At 73.4% G+C, this 16,085-nt stretch carries 14 protein-coding genes; 1 reads left to right on the forward strand and 13 read right to left on the reverse strand.

The genetic code is table 11. The features are described from left to right. Position 1: 1 nt before the first annotated feature. From QWY28_RS01940 to QWY28_RS01950, 3 genes are all read right to left on the reverse strand, one after another. Complete coding sequence (locus QWY28_RS01940) at positions 2–1,594, reverse strand: acyl-CoA synthetase (protein WP_300950611.1); 1,593 nt, start codon at positions 1,592–1,594, stop codon at positions 2–4. A gap of 116 nt (positions 1,595–1,710) precedes the next feature. Next, a complete protein-coding gene (locus QWY28_RS01945; RefSeq protein ID WP_300950612.1) occupies positions 1,711–2,724 on the reverse strand; it encodes a cyclase family protein in 1,014 nt (337 codons plus the stop codon). 61 nt (positions 2,725–2,785) lie between these two features. Beyond that, positions 2,786–3,376, reverse strand: coding sequence for a hypothetical protein (locus QWY28_RS01950; protein ID WP_300950613.1), 591 nt, complete (start codon positions 3,374–3,376; stop codon positions 2,786–2,788). 317 nt (positions 3,377–3,693) lie between these two features. On the opposite strand from QWY28_RS01950, the gene QWY28_RS01955 reads away from it, so the two are divergent. After that, positions 3,694–4,341, forward strand: a complete 648-nt coding sequence (locus QWY28_RS01955) for a TetR/AcrR family transcriptional regulator (protein WP_300950614.1) — start codon at positions 3,694–3,696, stop codon at positions 4,339–4,341. Between the two features lie 246 nt (positions 4,342–4,587). Here QWY28_RS01955 and sucB read toward each other — a convergent pair whose 3' ends face one another. The 10 genes from sucB to QWY28_RS02005 all read right to left on the reverse strand — a co-directional run bounded on the left by sucB (position 4,588) and on the right by QWY28_RS02005 (position 16,075). Further along, positions 4,588–6,348, reverse strand: a complete 1,761-nt coding sequence (gene sucB, locus QWY28_RS01960) for a 2-oxoglutarate dehydrogenase, E2 component, dihydrolipoamide succinyltransferase (RefSeq protein ID WP_300950615.1) — start codon at positions 6,346–6,348, stop codon at positions 4,588–4,590. Between the two features lie 10 nt (positions 6,349–6,358). After that, a complete protein-coding gene (locus tag QWY28_RS01965) occupies positions 6,359–7,363 on the reverse strand; it encodes an alpha-ketoacid dehydrogenase subunit beta (protein ID WP_300950616.1) in 1,005 nt (334 codons plus the stop codon). Continuing rightward, positions 7,360–8,316: a thiamine pyrophosphate-dependent dehydrogenase E1 component subunit alpha gene (locus QWY28_RS01970; RefSeq protein ID WP_300950617.1), complete on the reverse strand. Its 957-nt coding sequence runs from the start codon at positions 8,314–8,316 to the stop codon at positions 7,360–7,362. The genes QWY28_RS01965 and QWY28_RS01970 overlap by 4 nt, the downstream gene beginning before the upstream one ends. A gap of 229 nt (positions 8,317–8,545) precedes the next feature. Then, on the reverse strand, positions 8,546–9,913 hold the full coding sequence (locus QWY28_RS01975; protein ID WP_300950618.1) for an FAD-dependent oxidoreductase: 1,368 nt from the start codon (positions 9,911–9,913) through the stop codon (positions 8,546–8,548). Beyond that, entirely contained in the window at positions 9,910–10,713 is an 804-nt protein-coding gene (locus QWY28_RS01980) for an aspartate/glutamate racemase family protein (protein ID WP_300950619.1), read from the reverse strand. Before QWY28_RS01980 ends, QWY28_RS01975 begins: the two co-directional genes overlap by 4 nt. A gap of 2 nt (positions 10,714–10,715) precedes the next feature. After that, entirely contained in the window at positions 10,716–12,218 is a 1,503-nt protein-coding gene (locus QWY28_RS01985) for an FAD-dependent oxidoreductase (RefSeq protein ID WP_300950620.1), read from the reverse strand. A 20-nt stretch (positions 12,219–12,238) separates the two neighbouring features. Further along, the gene (locus tag QWY28_RS01990; RefSeq protein ID WP_300950621.1) at positions 12,239–12,820 is read right to left on the reverse strand and encodes a cysteine hydrolase family protein; all 582 of its coding nucleotides are present in this window, start codon (positions 12,818–12,820) and stop codon (positions 12,239–12,241) included. Positions 12,821–12,879: 59 nt separating this feature from the next. Beyond that, positions 12,880–13,680, reverse strand: a complete 801-nt coding sequence (locus QWY28_RS01995) for an SDR family NAD(P)-dependent oxidoreductase (protein WP_300950622.1) — start codon at positions 13,678–13,680, stop codon at positions 12,880–12,882. After that, positions 13,674–15,101: an FAD-dependent oxidoreductase gene (locus tag QWY28_RS02000; RefSeq protein WP_300950623.1), complete on the reverse strand. Its 1,428-nt coding sequence runs from the start codon at positions 15,099–15,101 to the stop codon at positions 13,674–13,676. The genes QWY28_RS01995 and QWY28_RS02000 overlap by 7 nt, the downstream gene beginning before the upstream one ends. Further along, a complete protein-coding gene (locus QWY28_RS02005; protein ID WP_300950624.1) occupies positions 15,098–16,075 on the reverse strand; it encodes an isocitrate lyase/PEP mutase family protein in 978 nt (325 codons plus the stop codon). The genes QWY28_RS02000 and QWY28_RS02005 overlap by 4 nt, the downstream gene beginning before the upstream one ends. Positions 16,076–16,085 lie beyond the last annotated feature (10 nt).

The following is a 16,085-nucleotide window of genomic DNA, read 5'->3' on the forward strand; positions in this document are numbered from 1 at the left end:
CTCACTCGGTCTGCCCGGTCTGCGCGAACATCTCCCAGTAGCTGTCGCGCAGGTTCCGCTTGAGGATCTTGCCCGACGCGTTGCGCGGCAGCTCGTCGACGTACACCACCGCCGAGGGCTTCTTGTACGACGCCAGGTCGGCGCGCAGGAAGTCGAGGACCTCCTCGGCCGGCGGCCGCTCCTCCCCCTTCGCGACGACCACCGCGACCGGCGTCTCGACCCAGCGCGGGTGCGGGACGCCGACGACCGCGACCTCGCGGACGGCCGGGTGCCGCTCGACGGCCCGCTCGACCTCGGCGGGGTAGATGTTCTCGCCGCCGCTGATGATCATGTCCTTGACCCGGTCGACGACGTAGATGAAGCCCTCCTCGTCCTGCCGGACGAGGTCGCCGCTGTGGAACCAGCCGCCGCGGAAGGCGTCGGCCGTGGCCTGGGGCAGCTTGTAGTAGCCCTTCATCACCGTCGGTCCGCGGTAGACGATCTCGCCGACCTCGCCCTGCGCCACGTCGTTGCCCTCGTCGTCGACGATCCGGACCTCGACGTTGACGGCGGGCAGGCCCACCGAGCCCATCTTGCGCACGGCGTCGTCGGCCTTGAGGAAGCAGGTGTTGGACGACATCTCGGTCTGGCCGAACGCGTTGACGATGCCGACCGTCGGGAACGTGGTGACCAGCAGCTCGAGGGTGCTCGGCGGTGCCTGCGAGGCGCCCCAGAGCGCCCGACGGAGCCGGGAGGTGTCGATCTCGGTGGCGCGCGGCAGCTCGCAGATCTGCTGCCACTGGGTCGGCACGAAGTAGCACATGTCCGGCCGGTGCCGCTCGAGCAGCCGCAGGGACTCCTCGGGGTCGAAGCCGGTGGACGGGGTGATGATGCAGGTCCCCGCCAGGTAGATGAACGGCAGCAGCCCGTTGACGCCCCCGATGTGGAACAACGGGAGCCCGGAGAGCCAGGTGTCCCCCGGCCGGGCCTCCATCTCGAGGATCCAGTTGATCGTGTTGCACACCAGGTTCTGGTGGGTGAGCATCGCGCCCTTCGGGCGGCCGGTCGTGCCGGAGGTGTACATGAGGAAGGCGAGGTCGTCCTCGTCGACGTCGGCGTCCGGCGCGGCGGTCGAGCCCCCGGCCAGGAGCGCCTCGTAGGACTCCGCGCCGCCCTCCGGCGTACCAGTGGTGGCGACCAGGCGAACGGCGTCGAGGCTGGCCGTCGACTCCAGCGCGAGGCCCGTCAGCTCCTCGTCGGCGAGCACCGCGACGGCGTCGGAGTCCTCGAGGATGTAGGCGAGCTCGCTCGGGGCGAGCCGGAAGTTCACGGGGACCGGGCAGGCGCCCAGCTTCTGGCAGGCGAAGAACGACTCGACGACCTCGAGCCGGTTGTACATCAGCACCGCGACCTTGTCGCCGTGGCGGACGCCGCGGGCGGCGAGCGCGTTGGCGAGCCGGTTGGTCCGCTCGTCGAGCTGGGCGAAGGTCAGCGAGGAGTCCTCGAAGACGACGGCCGTCCGCTCGGGCGCCCGCCGAGCGTTCCGCGCGAGGATCTCGCCCAGGACGAGACGGCGGCTGCGGACGAGCTCGCTGTCGTGCTGCGTGGTGTGCATGCGCTCTTTCCCTCGTGATGTGCAGGTGGTGTGGAGGCGGGGACCCGGGTCGGGCCGGCACGGGGCCGGCCCGACCCGGGCAGACGGCTCGGGCGGACGGCTCGGGGCCGCCGCGCTCAGAAGACGGCGACCGGGTTCGCCGGCGAGCCCGACGCGTTGGTGACGTTGAGCGGCGGCGCCGACAGGAAGAACTCGTAGCGGCCCAGCTCCGCGCACGTGGCGGAGAGGTCCTCGAGCCACCACACCTCGCCGAGGGTGAGGCCGAGGTCCCGGATCAACCGGGCGTGGAGCGGGTAGACGTGCTCGAAGGGCTCCTCGTGCGGCTCAACCTCGACGGCGATGTTGTCCATCGCCAGCGACGCGACGTCCTTCTCCGCCAGCCAGTCGACGACCGCCCGCGTGATGCCCGGAGCACCGACCTTCCAGTACTCCATCTTGTCCTCGAGCTGGTAGTACCACGGCACGTGCCCGGTGCGGATGACGAGCATGTCGCCCTCGCCCACCGTCACGCCCTGGGCCTCCGCGCAGGCGTCGAGGTCGTCGGGGGTGATGCCGTACTGCGGCTGGAGGCGGTCGACGCCCTTGAACTTCGGGAGGTCCAGCAGCACCCCGCGACCGACCAGCGTGTCCTTCATCTGGTGGATCGACCCGCGACGCGCGCCGGCGTAGGACTCGACGTTGCCGATCCAGAAGCCGTTGAACATCGTGTCCTTGTAGAAGAAGTGGGAGAGGCCGTCCCACTGGGTGCTCCCCTGCAGCGGCATGAAGATGTAGTCGTCGGTGCCCTGGAAGTTCGGGTAGTCCTGCCCGGCCTTGGTGCCCGCGACGAAGTCCGAGCCGGTGTAGCCGTAGAGGTGGACGACGCCGGTGCGGGTGGGGTGGACCGGTCCGGTGCTGTCCAGCGGGATCGCGCAGCTGACGACCTTGCCGGTCTCGATCAGACGGGCAGCCGCCGCGACCCGCTCGGGCGTCAGCAGGTTGGCCGTGCCTTTCTCGTCCAGCTCGCCCCAGCGACCCCAGTTGTTGGGGGTCCGGTCATTGACGTAGCCGATGACCTTGCCGTTGGCGTCGACGGAGAAGACCGGCGGCGTCCACTCGTCCGACCACTTGCCATCTGCGGTGCGGCCCATGTGTTTCCTCCTGGTAGTTCGGGTTGGCGGGGTGGATGAGAAGCAGCGGTCGGGACCGCGGTCAGGCAGCGGCGACCGCGGCGGCCCAGTCCGGCTCGGAGAGCCGTCCGAGGACCGGGGTCACCTGTCGGGGGGCGAGGAGGGTGACCTCGCGCTGGACGAGCTCGGTCACGCTCGGGCGGGCGTCCGGGGTGGCGTGCGGCACGCACACATGCCCGCCGCGGCGTACGGCGCGGACGGCCGCGCGGACGTCCGGGCCCGCGACCACGACGGCGGCGCGCCCGGAAGGCTCGCGGCCGGCGACCTGCGCGCGGACCGCGTCGTCGGTCAGGGACGGCGCAGCGAGGACGAACCCGTCGAGGAGCCGCCGCGCCAGCAGGACCGTCGGGGAGCCCGGCTCCCCCACGACCAGCGTGGTCCGCGCGGGCGGCGCCTCGAGCAGCGCGGCCGCCGCGAGCAGGCCGCAGCGCAGGCCGTCGGCGGCCGACGCCGGCACCCGGGGCGAGACCACGCGCCCGACGACGAGCGGCGACGGGCACCACAGGCCGGCACCCGACCGGCAGGTCGCGCACCGCCCGCAGGCGTGGTCCACGAGGACCGCCTCGCCCGCACCGACCGCGTCGGCGACGAACGTGCCCGTCCCAGAGGTCATCGGTCCCACCCTTTCGATCCACCCGACTCGTCGGTCGGTTCGATGGTCGAGACGCTAGGTAACCTCGATCACACTGTCAAGGGTTTCCGGTGACTGGGGTCACAAGAGTTTGGATTCTCATCACTGGCTTGACGACGGGATACGCGTCCAGCACCATCGCAGCAGCGGGCGATCCGGACCAGGAGCCGTCATGCCCCGTCGACCGACCGGGTAGTCGGCGCTGACGGCCACCCACCATTCAATTCGACCGAAGAGTCGGTTCGCCGGACGGGGCGCACTACAGTCACCACCCGTCAGCCACGGAAGGACGCGCACACGTGAAGACAGTGGACAGGGCCGCCCGGCGCCGGATGTCGTCGACCGAGCGCCGGCAGCAGATCGTCACGCGGGCTGCGGGCCTGTTCGACCAGTCCGGCTACTCGAACACGACGATGGACGACATCGCTCGGGACGTCGGTGTCGCCAAGCCCACGCTGTACCACTACTTCCCGAGCAAGGACGACATCCTCCACGCCATCCACGGCGAGTTCATCGACCTGCTCATCGAGCGCCACGAGGCTCGCACGGAGACCGGCCTGCGGCCCGAACAGCTGCTGCTGGAGGTGATGGCCGACATCCTGGAGCTGATGGAGACCCACCGGGGGCACGTCCGGGTGTTCTTCGAGCACCACCGTGAGCTCCCGCCGGAGGCGCGCGGCCCGATCAAGGAGAAGCGCGACCGCTACGAGCGGATCGTCGAGGACCTGATCGCCGCCGGCATCGAGTCCGGCGTGTTCCGGGCCGCCGACGCGCACCTCGCCGCCCTGGCGACCTTCGGCATGTGCAACTGGGCCTACCAGTGGTACCGCCCCGGCGGGCGGCTGCGCTCACGCGAGCTGGCCTACCAGTTCTGGAACTACCTCGTCTACGGGCTCGGCACGGACCAGCTGACCCTGCCCACCCCCCGCGCGACACCGCCGGCCTGACGCGACCCCGACCACCGCTGGTCGAGCCCGGGCCGCTGACCACCCGCTGGTCGGGCAGCGAGCGCCAGCGAGCACCCGCTGGTCGAGCAGCGAGCGCCAGCGAGCACCCCGCTGGTCGAGCAGCGAGCGCCAGCGAGCGTCGTCGAGACCCGGCGACCATCCCTCCCGCCCTGCGCCCTCACCGGGTCTCGAGGTCGGTCGGCGCTGGCGTGCCTCCGGGCTCGACCAGCGCGCGCCGGCGCCGGCTCAGCGGTACTCGTCCACGCCCCACGCCTCGAGGCGGCGGCGGATGTCGACCAGGCAGCGCGTCGCGTCCGCGCCGTCGACGGCGCGGTGGTCGAAGGTGAGCGCGAGCCGGAGGATGGGCCGGATCGCGATCGACTCCTGCCCGTCGGCCATCGTGACGACCCACGGGCGGCGCTGGATGGTCGGCATCCCGAGGATGGCGACCTGCGGCTGGTTGATGATCGCGGGCGCGGAGACCGCGCCCACCGACCCGGGGTTGGAGATCGTGAACGTGCCGGCCCGGAAGTCGTCGGGACCGGGCTTGCCGTCGCGCAGGCGACCAGCCAGGTCGGCGATGCCCTCGCCGAGCGACTCGACGGTCATCCGTTCGGCACCGCGCAGCACCGGGACCATCAGGCCGCGCGGGGTGTCGACCGCGATCCCGAGGTTCACCTCGCCCCAGCGCAGGAGCCGCTCCGTCTCGAACGTCGCGTTGAGGTCGGGGTGGTCCAGGAGAGCCGCGCAGGCGGCCCGCGCCACGAAGGGCAGGAACGACAGCTTCGCGCGACCCTGGGCGACCCGTTGCGTGTTCAGCCGCGCCCGGACCTCGGTGAGCAGCCCGAGGTCGACGTCGACCTCCGTGGTCATGTGGGCGGCGGTCCGTCGCGACCGCGACATGTGCTCGGCGGTCACCCGCCGGATCCGGCTCGTGGGCACGGCGTCGTAGGGCACGTCCTCGTAGCCGACCGGGAGCCCGTCCGGACCGGTCGTCCCCGGCTCGGGCGACGGCGTGGACGCAGGAACGGGGGCGGGACCGCGTGGGGGCATGGGGGCCGCGGCAGCGGGCGCGGGCTGCTCGGCGTGGCGGCGTACGTCGTCCCGGGTGACGTGGCCGCCGCCACCGGTGCCGCCCACCGACGCCAGGTCGACTCCCAGCGTCGCGGCGAGGTGTCGCGCCGCGGGCGAGGCAGCCGGGCGCGCGGTGCGGACGATCGTCTCGAGGGCCCGCTGGACGGCCGCGTGGTGGTCGAAGCGCGACGGGTCCACCCGCGCCGGCTGCCCGGGGACCGTGGGACCGGCGGGTGCGGGCGCGGGCCGCGTCGGGACCGCCGCGGCCGACCGGCTGCCGGCGGGAGCCGCGGCGGGAGGCGCTGCGGGCAGGGCGCCGTCGGCGGTGACCACTGCGAGCGGCTCGCCGACCTGGACGACCTCGCCCTCGGCGTACCGCTGCTCGGCCAGCACCCCGGCGACGGTGCTCTCGATCTCGGTGTCGACCTTGTCGGTCGCCACCTCGCAGATCGGCTCACCCACCTCGACGGGGTCACCGACCTGCTTGAGCCAGGACGACACCGTCCCCTCGGTGACCGAGACGCCCAGGCGGGGCATCAGGACCGCGTGGGCCGCGTCCGCCACGGCCGGTGCGGGCGGCGGCTCGGGGTCGTCGCCGAACGACGCGGGGTCCGGAACGATCGAGGGCGGCTGCTCGGGCTCCACAGGAGCCGGCCCGGCAGGGGCCGGCTCGGCGGGGGCCGGCGCCGAGCTCTCGTCGGCGGTCGTCACGGTGGCCAGCGGCTCGCCGACCTGGACGACCTCGTCGACGGCGTACAGCTGCTCGGCCAGCACCCCGGCGACGGTGCTCTCGATCTCGGTGTCGACCTTGTCGGTCGCCACCTCGCAGATCGGCTCACCCACCTCGACGGGGTCACCGACCTGCTTGAGCCAGGACGACACCGTGCCCTCGGTGACCGAGACGCCCAGGCGGGGCATCAGGACGTGCGCCATGGGTGAACTCCTAGATGGCCGCGAGCGCGAGGGCCGCGGTGACGATCTCGTCCGTGGATGGGATGCAGGCCTGCTCGAGGTCGGGGTCCTGCGGCAGCGGGGTGTCGGTGCCGCACACCCGCCACACCGGGGCGTCGAGCGCGAAGAACGCACGCTCGTGGACCTGCGCCGCGATCTCCGCGCCGAACCCGGCGGTCCGCGACGCCTCGTGGACCACCATGAGGCGGTGCGTCCGCTCGACCGACGACACGATCGTGTCGATGTCGAGCGGCACGAGCGTGCGCGGATCGATCACCTCGACGTCGATGCCCTGCGGCGCCAGCTGTTCCGCGGCAGCGAGTGCGCGGTCGACCATGAGACCGGTCGCCACGACCGTGAGGTCCGAGCCGGGGCGGGCGATGCGGGCGGACCCGAACGGCACCACGTGCTCGTCGGACTCCGGGACCGGCCCCTTCACGCGGTAGAGGCCCTTGTGCTCGAAGAACAGCACGGGGTCAGGGTCGCGGATCGCTGCCTTGAGCAGACCCTTGGCGTCCGACGGGGTGGCCGGCACGGCGACCTTGAGCCCGGCGACGTGCATGGCGATGGTCTCGAGGCTCTGCGAGTGCTCGGCGCCGGCGCCGCCGACGACGCCGGTCGGAAGGCGCACCACGACCGGCATCGTGAACTGGCCGCCGTGCATGTAGCGCCACTTGGCCAGCTTGTGGAAGATCTCGTCGGCCGCGGTGAAGAGGAAGTCGGCGAACTGGAGCTCGACCACGGGGATCGTCCCGGCGAGCGCCGCCCCGGCGGCACCGCCGACGATGAAGGTCTCGTTGATCGCGGTGTCGCGCACCCGCATCGGGCCGAACTCGTCGAGCAGGCCACGGGTGAGGCCGAACACGCCGCCGAGCCGACCGATGTCCTGGCCCATCATCCAGACCCGCTCGTCGCGCCGCATCTCCTCGGCGAGCGCCTCGTTGATGGCCCGCGAATAGCCGATCACCCGGTCGGTCGTCGCAGCTGCTGCACTCATGCCCACACGTCCTCGAAGATCACGGAGTCGTCGGCCCGCGGCGCCGCGAGGGCCGCGTCGAAGGCGCGGTCGACCAGCGCGCGGGCCTCGGCGTCGATGCCACGGCGCACGTCGTCGGCGATGCCCTCGCCGAGCCGGTGGACCGGGTCGTTGGGGATCTCGTCGCCCAGCACCGGGTCGTCCCGGTACGGCTGTCGGTCGCCCTCGTAGTGGCCGCGGATCCGCAGGGTCTTGGCCTCGATCAGCGTCGGGCCCTCGCCACGACGTGCGCGCTCGATCGCCTCGAGCGTCACCTCGCGGACCGCCATCGCGTCCTGGCCGTCGACGACGACGCCGGGAATCCCGTACGCCGGGGCGCGGTCGGCCACGTGCTCGGTCGGGCTCTGCTCGGTGAAGCGAGCCGACAGCGCCCAGCCGTTGTTCTCGCAGATCCACACGACGGGCAGCTTCCAGACCGAGGCCTGCAGCGCCGCCTCGTGCCAGGTGCCGCGGCCGGACGCGCCGTCGCCGAAGAACACGACGGTGACCCGGCCGTCGCCGAGCAGCTGCGAGGCGGCGGCCGTGCCCGCGCCCATCACGAAGCTCGAACCGAGCGTGCCGCCCTGGCCCATCACGTGTCTCGACGCGTCGGCGAAGTGCACGGTGCCACCGCCCTTGCCGCCGGTGCTGCCGGTGCGACGGCCGAGCAGGTCGCCGAAGAGGGGCTCGAGCTCCATGCCCTTGGCGAAGGCGTACCCGAGTCCGCGGTGCGCGTAGTAGAGGTAGTCGTCGGGCTGCATCGCGCTCACCGCGCCGACCTGGAGGCCCTCCTGGCCGATGCCGGGGTGCCAGAAGCCGCCGAAGCCCTCCTTCTCGACGTGCTCACGGATGCGGAGCTCGGCGAAGCGGATGGTCACGACCTTGCGGTAGACCTCCAGCTGTACCTGCTCGGCGGTGGGTCCGGGAGAGTTCACGGGCTCGGCTCCTCCGACTGCGCAGTGACGCGCGACTGGGACTCACATTCGACAGACCGACCGCTCGGTCGGTTCGATGTGTGAAGGGTGCCACAACCGGTCAGCTCCTGACAATGGCCGCGGGAGAGCTGCGACCGACCGTGGGGTCAGGTCGGGAGGGCTGGCCGCCGCAGGGCCCGGGGCGGACGGGAGACGAGCCGGTGGGCCGGATCGGCCGACGCCGACGGCGCTACGTGCCCACCCGCGCCGCCGCCAGCGCGTTGCCGACGATCCAGCCCATGCCGAACGCGGAGAGCAGGCCGTTGCCGGAGGAGTAGCCGTCCGAGGACGGGCCGGCCAGGCCGCAGGCCGTGCCGCCGCCGGCGTACAGCCCGGGCACCGGCCGCCCGGCCGCGTCGAGCACCTCACCGCGCGGGGACACCACGAGGCCGCCCTGGGTGGCGAGCAGCCCGTGGGTAACCCAGGCGAGGTGGAACGGCGCGGTGAGCGCGCGGCGACCGGGCAGCGGCTCGAGCCCCCGCGCGAGCGTGTCCTCCGCGACCCCGAGGGTGTGCGCGAGGTCGGGGAGGGTCGCGGCGTCGCGGATCGCGCCGGCCGCGAGGCAGTCGCGCATCATCTCGGAGTTCCGCGTGGCGGCCATCGCGACCGCGTCCCAGACCATCACCGCCCGCTCGCGCGGCTGCTGCTGCAGGACGGCGGCCATCGAGGAGTACCCCTTGGACTCCTCGTCCACGAAGCGCCGGCCCTCCACGTCGAGCAGCACGGCACCGTTGAACGGCAGCGCGGGCGACACCCGGGTGCCGTGGTCGAGCACGACGAGCCCGGACCGGAGCCCGGCCCCCATGTTGCGCAGCCGGCCGCCGAGCCGGACAGCCCACGCGAGCGCGTCGCCGGTGGAGGTCGAGACGCCGCCGTAGAACGGGGTGCCGAGGTCGGCGAGGTGCTCGCGGACCAGCGCCGGGTCGTTGGCGAAGCCGTCCGCGGCGAGCACGACGGCCCGCGCGCGGATCCGCTGGAGCGTGCCGTTCTGCTCGACGACGACGCCGGTCACGACCCCGTCGTCGTCCACCAGGTCGACGACGGGCGCCTCGTCGACGTACGCCACGTGGGGCTGCGCCTCGAGCAGGGTCGTCAGGTGCCGCATCAGGCGCCCTCCGCCCAGCCGCCCGACGTCGGAGTGCAGCCGCGGGACCGACATCCCGGCCCGCGGCATGTCCATCCCCACCTCGATCGGGTAGCCGGTGTCGGCGATCCACTCGACGAGCTCGGGAGCCACCGCGCACAGCGCCTCCACGACCGGGCGCCACTCCTCGTCGCCACTGGCGCGCAGGATGTCGTCCGCGTGGCGCTGGGGCGAGTCGTCGACCCCCGCGGCCGCCTGGAACCGGGTGCCACCGGCCGCGAGCGAGCCCGAGGAGATGGCGGCGTTGCAGCCCTCGCGGGTGGACTTCTCGAAGACGGCCACGACCAGGTCGGGGTCCCGCGCGGCGCGCAGCGCCGTCATCACCCCGCAGGCGCCGCCGCCCACGACGGCGACGTCCACCTCCCCGTCCCAGCGCCCGTCCCCAGACCGGTCCGGCGACCCCGGGCTGCTCATGCCAGGGCGTCCGGGGTGCCGTAGAAGGCCCGCGCGGCGTCGAGCAGGCGGCGGTCGGGCTGCGCTCCGTAGAAGCCCACGCGCGACGGCTTCAGGCCGGTGCGCCGGTGCTGCGCGGCCCGCAGCTCCGCGACCCGCGCGCACGTGCCCAGCGAGTCGAGCACCGGGACGTCGTCGACCCGGGAGACCCCCTGGTCGGCGAGGAAGACGTTGAGCGGCCCCTCCCCCGGCACGATCACGTCGGCGCCCGCGGCGATCGCCCGTCGCGCGGCGCGGGTGAACGCCTCGAGCAGCGGCTGCGGCTCGGCGTAGGCCGCCATCACGTCCCCGAAGCCGGCCTCGACCTGGACGATGGGCCCGACCAGCTGGTCGAGCCGGTAGTTGCGCAGGTTGCGACGCAGCTGCGGCTCGAGCGCGGCGATGAAGTTGACGATGCCCACGCAGGTGCCGAGCGCGGCCGCCATCAGCACCGACGTGTGGCCGTAGGCGACGACCGGGATGTCGACGACCGTGCGGACCTCCTCGTAGCCGGTGTCGGGGACGGTGGCGATGAGGAAGGCGTCGTACCCCTCGTCCTGGGCGCGCAGGGCCGCGTGCACGAACTGCTCGCGGTGCAGCCCGGCCAGGTAGGCGTGGCCGATGTGGGTGCCGGGGTAGTCACTCGGGTAGGTGCCGGGCCGCATCCCGTGGAGGTCGATGCTGCTGCCCGGGGCCAGCTGGGCCCGCAGGTGGCGGGCGAGGGCGTCGCGGTAGTGCGGGACGTCGTCGAGGACCGTGAACGACTGGTGCCAGATCCGCATCGTCACACCACCGCTGGCGTACGGCGGTCGGCCCGGTCGGCTGCGGCGTTCGCACCGGCGATCCGGCCGAACGTCGCGCCGCGGAGGACCGAGGTGGAGCCGGTGTAGTTGGAGTAGTAGAGCCCGGTCAGCTCGCCGGCGGCGTACAACCCGGCGAGCGGGCGGCCGTCTCGGTCGACGACCTCGGCCTCGGGCGTGGTCCGGAGGCCGCCGAAGGTGAACACGTTGGCCGCCATGACCGGGTACGCGACGAACGGGCCCTGGTTGACCGGTCGGGCCCAGTTCGACTTCGGCGGGGTGAGCCCGGACGTCGCGACGCCGTCGAGGACGAGCGGGTCGGAACCGGCACCGTCGGGGCAGGCGGCGTTGTAGGCGTCGACCGTGGCGACGACCGCGTCGGCCGGGAGCCCGGCCGCCTCGGCGAGCGCCGCGAGCGTGGGCGCGGTGACTGGCGGGACGTCGGTGCGCACACCGCTCATCACGTTGGGGACGGCGAGCCCGCGCTGGTCGAGGACGACCCAGGCCACGCCACCGGTCTGCTCCTGGATCGAGCGGGTGGTCCGCTCGTACCACGCGTCGACGGTGCCGCGGGCCTCGTCGACGAAGCGCTCGCCCTCCTGGTTGAGGAGCACGCCGTAGGGGAAGCAGAAGATCGCCGCCTCCGGCTCGCCGCTACGAGGGTCGACGGGCTCGGCGTGGAAGAGCGAGAAGTTGCCGGAGGTGGCGGCGCCCAGCGCGAGCGCCATCTCCAGTCCCTCGCCCTTGTTGTAGTTGCCGCCGCGGGCGACGGGCCGGGAGGTCAACGCCCGGTCGCCGTGGTAGCGGGCCATCATCTCGGCGTTGCCCTGGTAGCCGCCGCACGCCAGCACCACCGATCCCGCGAAGACGACCGGTCCGCGCACGGTCTGCGCCACCACGCCGTCGACGGTGCCGTCCTCGGCGACGGCGAGCCGGCGGGCGGTGGTCTCGAAGTGGAAGTCCACCCCGAGGCCGCGGGCTGCCTTCCCCATCGTCTCGACGATGGCCAGCCCGCCGCCGACCGGCGCCAACCGGGTCGTGGACCGGGTGAGGAACGGGGTGGGGACGGCGTCGAACCGCAGCCCGTGCCCCGCCATCCACCGCAGCGTGGCCGGCGCGTGCTCGGACAGCGCCGCCACGTAGTCGGGGTCGATGGTGTGCGTCGCCCGGTAGAGCGCGCTGCGCCGCTCCGCCGGGCGAGCGGCCTCGTGGACCACCGACGGGTCCGGGTGGCCCATGAAGTCGTCGACCAGCGTGTCCTCGAACCCCTCGGCCACCTCGTCGACCGACCGCATCCGCAGGAACGCCTCGGTGTAGCGGGTGTTGCCGCCGGTCTCGGACTCCACCGAGCGCTCCAGCACCGCGACGCGCGCGCCGGCCTCGGCGGCGGAGACGGCCGCGGACAGGCCGGCGACGCCCCCGCCGACCACGACCACGTCGTACTCGTGGCGGGCGGGGACGGGTCCGGCAACGGGTTGGTGCGTCATGGGTCTGCTCCTCCAGGGGGTCAGGCGAAGGTGAGCGCGGCGGAGGTGGTGACGGCACCGAACAGCGGCATGACCTTCTCCATCGCGAAGTCGTGCAGCTCGGGTGCGAAGGAGGCGCACATGTCCTCGACGACCGTGACCTGGAGGCCGCTGTCGGAGGCGTGCCGGGCCGCCGACTCGACGACCAGGTTGGTGGCCACGCCGCCGAGGACGACCTCGGTGACGCCCTCGGCGGCGAGCAGGTCGCGCAGCGGGGTGCCGATGAACGGGTCGACGCACCCCTTGTCGACCACCGGCTCACCGTCCACCGGCGCGAGTGCCTTGACGATCTGCGCCTCCGGGGAGTCCGCCAGCATCACCCGGTTGACCTCGTAGGGGTCGAAGCGCGGGAGCCGGTTGGTGCGCAGCTTGTAGGAGGGGTCGAACGCGAGCCGCACGTGGACGACGAGCACGCCCGCCTCCCGCGCCGCCCCGAGCACCCGCTCGGCGGTGGCGAGCACGTCGCGCTCGGCGACCTGCGCCTGCAGCGGCGGGGCCTTGAGGTGGGGACCCTCCTCGCAGAGCGCGACCTGGTAGTCGAGCATGAGCAGTGCCTTGGTCATCGTGGTTCCTTCGTCTCGTCCGGTGGGGCGGTGCAGGGGGCGTGCAGGTCGGGGGGTGGTCACCAGGCCGACCAGCCGCCGTCGACGTACAGGACCTGTCCGGTCAGGTACGACGAGGCCGGCGCGGCCAGGAGGAGCAGCGGTCCGGCGAGGTCCCGGTCGGGGTCGCCGAGCCGGCCGAGCATGGTGCGCTCGGCGAACCAGGCGAGCCGCTCGGGCTGCTCGCCGAGCGCCGCGGTCATCTGGGTGGGGTAGAAGACCCCGGGGGCCAGGCAGTTCACCGTGATGCCGAGGTGGCCGAGCTCCTGGGCGAGGCTGCGGGTCACGTTCACCACGCCCGCCTTGGAGCTGTAGTACGCCGACTCCGGGACCGGCCCGACCCGCTCGGCGTAGACCGTGGTCAGGTTGACGATCCGGCCGGCGGGGGCGTCGGACGCACCCCGCGCCCGGTCCTCGGCCAGCTGCGCCGTCATCACGCGGCCCGCCTCGCGACCAACCAGCCAGGTGCCGGTGAGGTTGACCCGGACGACCCGCTCGAACTCCTCGAGGGTCGTCTCGTCGTAGGGCTTGCGCAGCATGATCCCGGCGGCGTTCACGACGACGTCGACCCGCCCGTGCTCGGCGCGGACCGCGGCGAGGAGTGCGGCGACCGACGGCTCGTCGGTCACGTCGACCTCGTGCTCGCTCGCGTCCGTGGCGGCGGCGGTCGCCCGCAGGTCCTCCCGGCGCCCGGCGAGGTCGGCGACGGCGAGCGTGGCTCCAGCGTCCCGGAGGGTCCGGGCGGCGACCGCGCCGAGGCCGCCGTGCGCGGCACCGACGACCAGGGCCACCTGGCCGTCGAGGGCGAAGGGGTTCACCATGCGAGCTCGCTCTCCTCTGCCGCCGCGTGCTGCCCGGCCAAGCGGCCGAACACGGCCGCCTTGCCGATCGAGGTGCCGGTCATGTAGCCGGCGCCGTGGAAGCCGCCCACAACCTCCCCGACGGCGTAGAGCCTGTCGATCGGTTCGTGCCACCAGTCGGAAACCCGCATCCGGGTGTCGACGGTGAGCCCGCAGTACGTCGCCAGCACGACGGTCCCGGTCGGGTGGGCGTAGAACGGCGGCTGGGCGAGGGGGAACAGCTCCCCCACCGCCCCGGACAGGTGGCGCCGCCCGAGCGGGTCGGGCCGCCCGTCCTCGATCGCGTCGTTGTAGTCCGCCACCGTCCGCTGCAGGGAACCCTCCGGCAACCCGAGCGCGGTCTCGAGCTCCGCGACGCTGTCGGCCCGCACGAGCATCCCGGCCCGCTCGCGGCCGGCGAACTCGTAGATCGGGACCTCGTCGTTGGACATCGCCATCGTGCGGGCGTCGAAGACCTGCCAGGTCCGCACCCCGGGCTGCGCCAGCGCGGCGTCGCCGATCTCCTTGTAGTTGCTGGACTCGTCGACGAACCGGCGCCCCAGCGCGTTCACAGCGATGGCGCCCTTGTAGACCGCGAGGATCCCGGTGCCGTCCTCGTCGGGGTGCGGCTCGGCGTAGTGGCCGTAGGTGCCCTTGATGTACGGCGTGTCCCGCAGGCCGGCGCCCACGGCCAGTCCCATCTTCAGCCCGTCGCCCCGGTTGCCGGCGCCGCCGGCGGTCAGCGCGTTCGCCATCTGCGGGGCGAAGGTCGCGAGCAGCTCGGGGTCCTGGGAGAACCCGCCGGTGGCCAGCACCACCGCGTCGGCCAGGACCCGGCGGTGCTCGCCGTCGGGGCCGACGACGTCGACGCCGAGGACGCGCCCGCGCTCGCCGTCGCGGACCAGCCGCTGGGCGGCGGTGCCCAGCAGCAGGCGGGCGCCGGAGCGGCCGGCGGCGCGCAGGAGGTGCACCAGCATCGCCGTGGTGTCGGTGGGGTGGCTGCGCGGCACCGACTGCCCGGAGGCGGCGTGGATCTCCCCGTACGCGACGCCGTGGCGCTTGAGCCAGCGGTAGGTCTCCAGCTGGTGCTCGCAGTAGAGGTCCACCAGCCGGGGGTCGTTGCGGTGCCGGCCGACCTCGAGCAGGTCGGCGCGGAGCAGGTCGACGGAGTCCTCGATGCCCTGCTCGGTCTGCTCGTCGGTGCCCGCGAACGCCGAGAGCCCGGCCGACTTCACCGTCGACCCGCCGATCGCGTCGGTCTTCTCGATGAGCACGGCGTACTGCCCGGCCTCGGCGGCCGCGAGCAGCGCGGCGCACCCGGCGAGACCGGCCCCGACGACCAGGACGCCGACCCGCTCGGGCAGCTCGGTCTCGAGGGGCAGCCCCGGGATCGCGCCGGTCACCGCAGGTCCTCCCAGGACCGGTCGAGCAGGGTCTCCGCGGCCGTGAACTCCGGCAGGCGGAAGAGCTGCTGCCGCTCGCTCCAGCCGACCATGCGATCGGCCCGCGACGCGGTCTCCCCGTGCTCCCGCAGGTGCGCGAGCGCCTCGCGCCCGGCGAGGTGCATGGACCGCATCAGGTAGTTGGCGAAGAGCACCACGCCGAAGCCCAGCCCGGCGTACTCCTCGAGCGTCAGCTGCGGCGTCCTCCCGCCCTCGACCACGTTGACCACGAGGGGGACGCCGGCGAGCTCGCGCCCGACGAGCTCCAGCTCCTCGACGGTCCGCGGCGCCTCCACGAACAGCACGTCCGCGCCCGCCTCGCGGTAGGCGAGGGCCCGTTCGATCGCCTCGTCGATCCCCTCCGCGGACCGGGCGTCGGTGCGGGCCAGGACCACCAGGCCCTCGTCGGTGCGGGCGTCGCAGGCCGCCGCGATCTTGGTCTGCATGTGGCCGAGCGGGATGAGCTGGTGGTGGTCGAAGTGACCACACCGCTTGGGCATCTCCTGGTCCTCCAGCTGCACCGCGGCTGCCCCGGCCCGCTCCAGCAGCCGGACGGTCCGCATGGCCACCAGCGGACCGCCGAACCCGGTGTCGGCGTCGACGACGAGCGGCAGCGCGGTCGCGTCCGCGACACGAGCCGCGGCGTCGACTACCTCGGTCTGCGAGAGCAGCCCGATGTCCGGCACGCCGTGGCCGGCGTTGGCCAGCCCCGCCCCCGTCGCGTACGCCGCCGGGAACCCCGCCTCCTCGACCAACCGGGCGCCGAGGGCGTCGGTCACACCGGGGAGCACGAGCGGCTCGGCGACCCGCCCCGGGGCGGGCACGGCCTCGGCCAGCGCGTCGCGCAGGGCCTGCCGCTTCTCGGCGGCGCTCCTGCCCCGCCCGACGGCGGGGAGGGTGCTCGTCAGGTCGGCCGACCAGCGCGGCTCGGGCACGGGCGTCTCC

The sequence above is a fragment of the Nocardioides oceani genome, assembly GCF_030412965.1.
In the GTDB taxonomy this organism is placed as follows: domain Bacteria; phylum Actinomycetota; class Actinomycetes; order Propionibacteriales; family Nocardioidaceae; genus Nocardioides; species Nocardioides oceani.